Origin of the sequence: uncultured Campylobacter sp., from assembly GCF_937997595.1 — a bacterium.
GTDB lineage: Bacteria > Campylobacterota > Campylobacteria > Campylobacterales > Campylobacteraceae > Campylobacter_B.
In genome coordinates this window covers 1-6,645 of the sequence record NZ_CALKTS010000001.1, presented here as the reverse complement: position 1 = coordinate 6,645, position 6,645 = coordinate 1, and the positions used below count along the sequence as shown (strand labels likewise).

The following is a 6,645-nucleotide window of genomic DNA, read 5'->3' as shown; positions in this document are numbered from 1 at the left end:
CAGCGCCCAAACCCGCAGGAGCTTGATCTGTTTTTTGCGAGTGTGGGCGTGGATGAGGCACTTTTTGGTGAGTTTGCGCGCGATTTTGCAAAGCGAGTAAGCTTCGAGCATTTTGCGGCACTAATTGCCAAGCTCGCCTGTTTACCCAAAATTAGTGATGCGCTACTGCAAGAAAAGCTAAAAGAGCCGCTATATCTAATTAAAATTTTGCTTCGAAAATTTAAGGACGAAAACCTAAGCTTGGGCAATCTAATCGATCTTTTTTTGTTAGAAATTTCGCGCATTAAGCTCGATGATGTTCGTGGCGGAAAGGTCACGGTAATGGGGCTTTTAGAGAGCCGTGGGCTACAATTTGATGGCGTGATAATCCCAGATTTTAACGATGATCTGGTGCCAAATCGCAGTAGCGGAGAGATGTTTTTAAACTCTGCTTTGCGCGCTAGAGCAGGGCTTATCAGCCACGCAGACCGCGAAAATTTACAAAGATTTTACTACGACGGCTTGCTAAGAGGCGCTAAAAAAAGCGCGATTTGCTATCTGCAGAGCGTCGAGAAGTTGCCTTCGCGGTTTTTGAAAAGCTTTGAAGTGCAACAAGACGCGGAATTTTCGCAGGAAGATTATTTGCGGCTTTTTGGGAGAGAGGAATTTAAGCCCGCCTTATGCGGACAAGAAGATCCCGTGGCTCGCCATGATTTTTTTGCCGAGGAGCTATCGTTTTCGCGGCTGGATACGTTTTTAGAATGCAAGAGGAAGTATTATTACCGCTACGTTTTTGGGCTGAGGGAGGGGCTAAAATTCGGTGAGGATAATGCGCTTTTAGGCAAAATTTTACATACGAGTTTTCAGCGTTTATACGAGCGAGCGGGGATGAAATTTAGCATGGAAAAATTTCGCCCTATTTATTCGCAGCTTGCGCGAGAAGCAGGGATTGCGCGCTTTGATGCGGAGCTTGAGCTAAAAGCTGTAGAAAAGCTAGCTAGGCTTTTAGAAGAGCATGAGCAAATTTGGAGCTTTAGCGGCAGTGAAGTATCGCTAAAAGGCGAGCTTGACGGGGTGAGGCTGAGCGGGCGGATCGACCGCATTGACGAAGATAAGGTAGGGCGGAAGTTCATCATCGATTACAAACGTGGTTCAGCTAAAAAGCATATGGAAAAATTCCAGCTTACATTTTATCGCGCGCTTTTGGCTCAGGAGTGCGAATGCGCCTATCTGTCGCTAAAAGATTGCGCGTTTGCGGCTCCTGGCGACAAAACGCCTAGCTTAGAAAATCTGCGCGAGACGCTAAGCTCTATCGGCAAGGAATTTGCAAGCGAGGTTGTTTTTACGCGTACGGAAGCGGTTCAAAGCTGCGAATACTGCGATTATAAAATCATTTGCAAGGGGCAGATCGATGGCAAAATTTGAAAATTATCTGGCGCTTGAAGCAAGCGCAGGCAGCGGCAAGACCTTCAATCTCGCAGTCAGGTTCATCGAGCTGGTGCTAAAAGGCGAGCCGATCAATGAAATTTTAGCGCTTACCTTCACCAAAAAAGCTGCTGCTGAGATGAAAACGCGTATCGTAGAGAAATTTCAAAATTTGCTTGTCGTGCGCGACGGCGCCCTTGTGCCAAGCCCCGAGCTGGAGCAGATTTGTGCTGATTTGGGGCTAAGCGCGGATGAGGTTTTGGCAGCGCAACAGCGCCTACTGCCTAAATTTTTAAGCGAGAGCCTAAACGTCTTTACCTTTGATGCGTTTTTTGCAAAAGCTCTGCGCTCATTTGCGTTAAACAGCGGCATTGATCCAAGCTTTGAAAACGATGAAGGGATTTTGGGTGTGCAGCAGGCGGCGTTTTTAAGCGCGATTTGTAAAAACGAAGCGCTATTAAGAGAGGTCGTGGATTATGTAAGCGACTCAGGAATGACAAAGAGCGAGTTTTTAAATAGCTTGCAAAGCATTTGGAGAGGCGATATAAGCATAAATCCGCCCACGCTTCCTGCAAGTTCCGCGCTAGCAGAGATAAATGAAATTTTATCCCACTTGCAAAAAGCGGCGAGAGATGCGGGCGTAAGCGCTGGAGCCGTAAATGGGCTAAGCCCTGTTAGTGATCTGTCAAAATTATCTTCGGGCTTCATTCTTTCGGCTCTTGCCAACGGTAGTTTCGATTATCCGCGCTCGCAGCTTAAAAAAATTTCACATTTTGACGGTGAGCTAGCAAGGCTAAAAGACGCCATAGCTCGCGAAATAGCGTGGATGGATGCAACATATGCGGCTAAGCTGGCAGGACTAATTAAAATTTATGCCGAAGCGCTTAAATCGGTGCAGCGCAAAAGCGGCAAACTTACATTCGGCGATGTCACCGCAGCCGTGCACTCGCTGCTAAATCCAAGCGCAGAGGCGTTGCAGGGCAATCGCGAGCTTTTATATTTCAGGCTCGATTCTAAAATCACGCATATTTTAATCGACGAATTTCAAGATACCGACATTTGCCAGTATGAAATCATGCTGCCGCTAATCTCTGAGGCGCTTGCCGGCAAAGGGGCGGAAGAGCGCTGCGGTAGCTTTTTTTACGTAGGCGATAAAAAACAGAGCATCTATAAATTTCGCGGCGCAGAGAGAAAAATTTTTGATATTTTGCGCGAGCAGTTTAGTCAAATCAAAACGCAGAGCCTGCCGCGCAATTATCGCAGTTTAAAACTTATCGTAAAATTTGTAAATGAGATCTTGCGCGATAAATTTGCGTCTTATGAAGATCAAATCGCGGCAAATAAGCTAGATAGCGATCTGCCTGCTTTGGTGCTGCAAAAAATCAAGGACTATCCTCTTTCTCATCCGCAAATGCCGCTATTTGAGGTGCAAAGCGACGATTACGGCTACGTAGCGGCGTTTTCATACGACGATGTGCTAAAGGGGGCTGCGGAGCAAGCGCGCAGGCTTGTTGAAGAGTGCGGCGTGAGAGCTGATGATATTGCGATTTTATGCTGGAAAAACGAGCATGTAAGCGCGCTAAAAGAGATGCTATCAGAATTCTGCGAGGTTTGCAGTGGCTCAAATAAGGCCCTGCGTTGCAGCGAGCAGGTAAATGCCGTAATTCAATACGCGAAATTTTGCGTAGGTGGCGATGAAATTTATCTGCGAAACGCCGAAGCGATTTTGGGTAGGCGGCTTAAAAAGATAGCGGTCGATTTGCATAAAAATGCGCAAAAAACGGCGGAATTTATCGCTAGCACGCTGAAATTAAATTTTGTCGATCCGGATCTACTGCTATTTTTTGAGACGCTGGCAAAATTTAATAGTTTTAGCGAGTATCTGTTTGCAAACGACGAAACGGAGGTATTTGCCAAGGAACAAAGCGGCATTAAAATTATGACCGTGCATAAGTCCAAGGGGCTTCAGTTCCCGCACGTAATCGTCTGCGACCGAATCGGAGGAAAAGATCGGGGCGAGAGCTCAAAGCTCGCGACGGACTATGATTTTACCACGCATAAGTGGAGAATTTTTTATAAATTTGCGAGCAGAAAGAGCCTGGATGCGGAATTTGCAGCATTAATGGATGAAAACGATCGCTCTGCGCATGAAGAGGACATAAACAAGCTCTATGTGGCATTTACCCGCGCCGAACGCTCGCTCATCATCGTAAAACGCTCCGAGGCAAAAATAGATCAATACAATTATAGCTTTTTTTCGCCTTACGCCAAAAAGACCAAGGGCGCGGGCGTCGTGAAGTGGCTGGATATCCCGGATTTTCAATACGGCTACTTAATCCCAAGCTTCGTAAAATCAGAAGAGCAGTCGTCGCAAAAAAAGATCGCGCTCGTAGCGGGCGAGCCTCAAGGCGCGCAAGAAAAAGCAGGCGGCGGCGAAACGGAGGCGCTAAGCGCGATATATTTCGGCGAGGCGCTGCACTATGCTCTGGAGATGAGCGAAGGATTTGCAGCGGATGAAATTTTACGAGGAGTGAGCCTTGCAAGAGGACGCTACGCTAAATTTTTAAATGACACGGATTTTGAAAATATCGCGGCGCGGGCGCTAGGACTAAGCAAAAACGAGGAATTTTTAGCTCTGATAAAGGGCGCTCAAGCTTATAAAGAGATGCCGATTAAAAGCGCGGAGAATGAACTTTTGCGCGTAGATCTGGCATGCTTTAGGCGGGATGAAATTTTGCTTTTTGATTACAAAAGCTCCGAAAAATACCTCGCGCAAAACAAAGCTCAAGTGGCGCGGTATAAAAGCGTGATCCGCGAGTTTTATCCGCATGCGCGAGTGCGTGCCTTCGTGCTGGCTCTCGAAGTTGCGGGCGCTAAGCTGATCGAAGTAAATGAGGAGGGATAAAATTTTAAAGCTTAGATAAAATTTGAGCGCAGATAGATTAAAGATAGCTTAAATTAAGCTATACGTAAGGATATTTCTATATAATCACAGCTCAAATTTTAATAAGGCGGAAACCATGACAGAAATTACAAAGCCTAGCGAAGTTAAGCGCGACTGGGTCGTTATCGACGCGACCGACAAAAGATTCGGTAGGATGCTTACCGAAGTTGCGGTATTACTACGCGGCAAACACAAACCAAGCTATACTCCAAACGTGGATTGCGGAGACTACGTCGTTATCATTAATGCTTCGAAAGCCGTATTTACCGGCAATAACAAGGGCGACGATAAACTTTATCACAGCTACTCGGGCTATTTCGGAAGCGTAAAGAGCGTGAAATTCCAAGACCTGCTTAAAAACAATCCCGCAAAGCTCTATAGACTTGCGGTTCGCGGCATGCTTCCTAAGACGAAGCTCGGCAAGGCGATGATCAAAAAGCTATTCGTATATGAAGGCGGCGAGCACCCTCATACTGCGCAAACAACTAAAAAAGGAAAATAATCATGGCGACAATTTATGCAACCGGAAAGAGAAAAACTGCCGTAGCTAAGGTTTGGGTAAAACCGGGAAGCGGCAAGATCGTAGTAAACGGTATGGATCTAAACACCTGGCTAGGCGGTCACGAAGCGATCAAACTAAGGGTTGTTCAGCCGCTTTTGGCGACCAAACAAGAGACCTCGATGGATATCACTGCGCAGACTTTAGGCGGCGGATATTCAGCTCAAGCGGATGCGCTAAAGCACGGAATTTCAAAAGCGCTTGCCGCGATGGATAAGGATTTTAGAGCGGCTCTTAAGCCAAAAGGTCTGTTAACTCGCGATAGCCGCGTGGTTGAGCGAAAGAAATTCGGTCGCCGCAAAGCGCGTAGAAGTCCGCAGTTCTCTAAGAGATAATGTTTTTTACAAATTTGTGGCGAAATTGTCGCGAATTTGTAAATTCTTTAAAAATTTTATGGTAATATCGAATTACAACTTTATTTGAAAGGATGTTTAATGAAGAAAGTTCTACTTGCATTAAGCTTATGTGCATCTAGTGCGTTGCTCGCTAGCGATGCTGATTATCACTGGGAGATTACCCCTACTGTTGGCGGAATGACTCATGAGGGAAATATGGATTTGGATTCGAATTTTATGTTCGGTCTACGCCTTGCTAAAAACCTACAGAATTCATTCATTGATCAATTAGAGGCAGGTTTCGATTACTCTCGTCATATCGGCGTAGAGGATCTAGCTTACAGAGCCGGCAATGCTAAGCCTAGCGCTAGATACTACCACATCAATGCTGTAAAAGACTTGGTAAATTTTACCGATAATTTCAAATTATACGGCTTACTAGGTCTTGGCTATATGGATTACACTAAAGACGTTTACAACGATGGTGATCAAGATAGCGGCTTCGGTCAATACGGCTTGGGTCTAAAATACTACATTACCGACAATTTCGCTACAAAACTTGAAGCACGCGATGCTATCAGATTTGACGACGGCAACCACGTATTGTTCTATACTCTAGGCTTTGCAGTTGATTTTGGCAAGAGATATGCTGATGCAGCTCCAGCTGCCGCTCCGGCTCCTACAGGCTGCAAAGATGCAGATAATGACGGCGTATGCGACAATGTCGACAGATGCCCTGGCACACCTGCTGGCGTAGTAGTCGATGAGTACGGCTGCGAGAAAGTTATCAGATTAAATTTAGGCGTAAATTTCGCTACCGATAGCTCAAAAATCTCTCCTGAGTTTATGAACCAGATCAAAAACGTAAGCGACGTGCTAGTAGCTCACCCTGATTACAAAGTAATCCTAGAGGGTCACACCGATAGCACCGGTTCGAATGCATATAATCAAAAGCTTTCCGAGCGCAGAGCTGCTGCAGTTGGAGGTGCGCTTAAGAGCTTCGGCGTAGATGCTAGCAGAATCACCACTGTAGGATACGGTGAGACTAAGCCTATCGCTACAAACGCTACTAAAGCAGGCCGCGCTCAAAATAGACGCGTAGATGCTAAATTTAGAAAATAATCTTTTCTAGATCCACATAAGCGGGGCTTCGGCTCCGCTTTTTTTATATCCAAATTAAATTTTAAAATGCCAAAATTCCAAATTACACTGCTTTTCGATCTGGACGGCACGCTCATAGACTCCACGCCCGCGATACTGGATGGCTTTCACTACGCGTTTACGCATTTGGGCGCTGCGGAGCCTAGCGACGAAGCGATTAAAAGGCTTATCGGGTATCCGTTAGAGGTAATGTTTGAGCGTCTAGGTGTGACGCGCGATGTGCAGAATTTCGTGCTCGCTTA

The 6,645-nt window shown here is 46.0% G+C and carries 6 protein-coding genes; all 6 read left to right on the top strand.

From position 1 onward, the window contains the following. A partial coding sequence (locus Q0614_RS00030; protein ID WP_298785639.1) for a PD-(D/E)XK nuclease family protein occupies positions 1-1,404 on the top strand: 1,404 nt, incomplete at its 5' end. Beyond that, positions 1,391-4,309, top strand: coding sequence for a RecB-like helicase (locus tag Q0614_RS00025; RefSeq protein WP_298785637.1), 2,919 nt, complete (start codon positions 1,391-1,393; stop codon positions 4,307-4,309). The genes Q0614_RS00030 and Q0614_RS00025, both read left to right, overlap by 14 nt. Positions 4,310-4,424: 115 nt before the next feature. Then, positions 4,425-4,850 carry a 50S ribosomal protein L13 gene (gene rplM, locus Q0614_RS00020; RefSeq protein WP_005869672.1) on the top strand — a complete coding sequence of 142 codons (426 nt, stop codon included), beginning with the start codon at positions 4,425-4,427 and terminating at the stop codon, positions 4,848-4,850. Positions 4,851-4,852: 2 nt separating this feature from the next. Further along, a complete protein-coding gene (rpsI, locus tag Q0614_RS00015) occupies positions 4,853-5,242 on the top strand; it encodes a 30S ribosomal protein S9 (protein WP_005869670.1) in 390 nt (129 codons plus the stop codon). 99 nt (positions 5,243-5,341) lie between these two features. After that, positions 5,342-6,364: an OmpA family protein gene (locus Q0614_RS00010; protein ID WP_297883179.1), complete on the top strand. Its 1,023-nt coding sequence runs from the start codon at positions 5,342-5,344 to the stop codon at positions 6,362-6,364. 66 nt (positions 6,365-6,430) lie between these two features. Next, a partial coding sequence (locus Q0614_RS00005; protein ID WP_298785635.1) for an HAD hydrolase-like protein occupies positions 6,431-6,645 on the top strand: 215 nt, incomplete at its 3' end.